Annotated in this window: 2 protein-coding genes; one reads left to right on the plus strand and one right to left on the minus strand. The window is 55.7% G+C overall.

Annotation, left to right across the window (positions count from 1 at the left end; all coding sequences use genetic code 11):
• The first annotated feature begins 557 nt into the window (after window positions 1-557).
• Window positions 558-893, plus strand: a complete 336-nt coding sequence (locus tag O0S10_RS10430; protein WP_268925820.1) for a zinc ribbon domain-containing protein — start codon at window positions 558-560, stop codon at window positions 891-893.
• Window position 894: 1 nt separating this feature from the next.
• Here the strand turns inward: O0S10_RS10430 and O0S10_RS10435 are convergent.
• On the minus strand, window positions 895-1,181 hold a 287-nt coding region (locus tag O0S10_RS10435; RefSeq protein ID WP_268925821.1), incomplete at its 5' end, for a hypothetical protein.

Here is a 1,181-nt window from a genome sequence, read left to right on the forward strand (position 1 = left end):
CTCATACAGTACCGTACCGAACAGGTGGCAGAAGAGTACCGTAAACTCCTCGGCGAAGACGAAAAATGACTGGCGGAGACGGGAGGCTTCGGAGTGTGAACGATGAAAAAGGAAACGCAGATAACGCAGATCGCGCCTGCGGCGCTGGGCTTCGCTCATCGCATTTTTTCACGCCGCTCTCGCCCGCCCGGAGCCGGGCGGTTGCTCGTTGCTGTCGCAAACGCGGCTAAAAATGCTCGCGAAGCCGATACCGGATAGTAAATGAGTGGAAGCTGAGTGAAAGCTTCGCGAGCATTTGCCGTCGTGCTTGCGATAGCGACCCCCGAAGGGGGGAGCGGAGCAAGACCTCCGGGCTTGCGAAGGCGACCCCAAAGGGGGAGCTGAGCACGGCTCTGCCGTGCGATAGTGACCCACGAAGTGGGGAGTGGAGCAAGACCCCAGGACTTGCGAAACCGTACCGTAGGCACATCTGCGAAATCTCGCGTTATTCTCTCCCCATCCAGCCACAAGCCGAAGATACTCGAACACAAAAAAATCACACAAAAAGGAAAAAAACCATGACCCCCAAAACCACCACTACACCCGAAACCCCCGAGACCACCAGCTACCACAGCATCCGGTATCACTGCCCCGCCTGTAACTTCGCCTTCGACATTGGCGGCTTCGTCCCCGCAGACAAACTCCCGCAGGAACCCATCCTCCTCTGCCCCAAATGCCAGGGCCCCGCACTCCGCGTAACCGCAGAACAATCACGCATGTTGCAAGAGTTCAGCGAAGTATGGGATCAGGCAGGAAAACTCCTGGCAGACCGCATGAAAGAAGCGGGAATCCTCAAAACGGACAAAAACGGAAAACCGGTACTGAACATGAACCATCAATGGATAAAACAATGAACTAAGACATTCGGGAATCCTCAGCGCGGGAATCAGGAAAGACCGCCGCAGATTCACACAGATGCATCGCTACGTACCGCAGAGCCACAACCACGGAAGTCTCACACGGCAGAGTCATATTCCACTTCCCGCTCCGTGGATCGCTATCGCAGCCGCAACAGCACCCGCGAAACAAAACATCCCGGAAAAAACCTGAACCGACCACCAAAACAGCAGCCCCAAGCTGCCACCTGAACATCACATAAGCAAACATCACACAAGCTTCGCGAGCATTTGCCGTCGCGTTTG

The sequence above is a fragment of the Methanocorpusculum petauri genome, assembly GCF_026891975.1.
In the GTDB taxonomy this organism is placed as follows: domain Archaea; phylum Halobacteriota; class Methanomicrobia; order Methanomicrobiales; family Methanocorpusculaceae; genus Methanocorpusculum; species Methanocorpusculum petauri.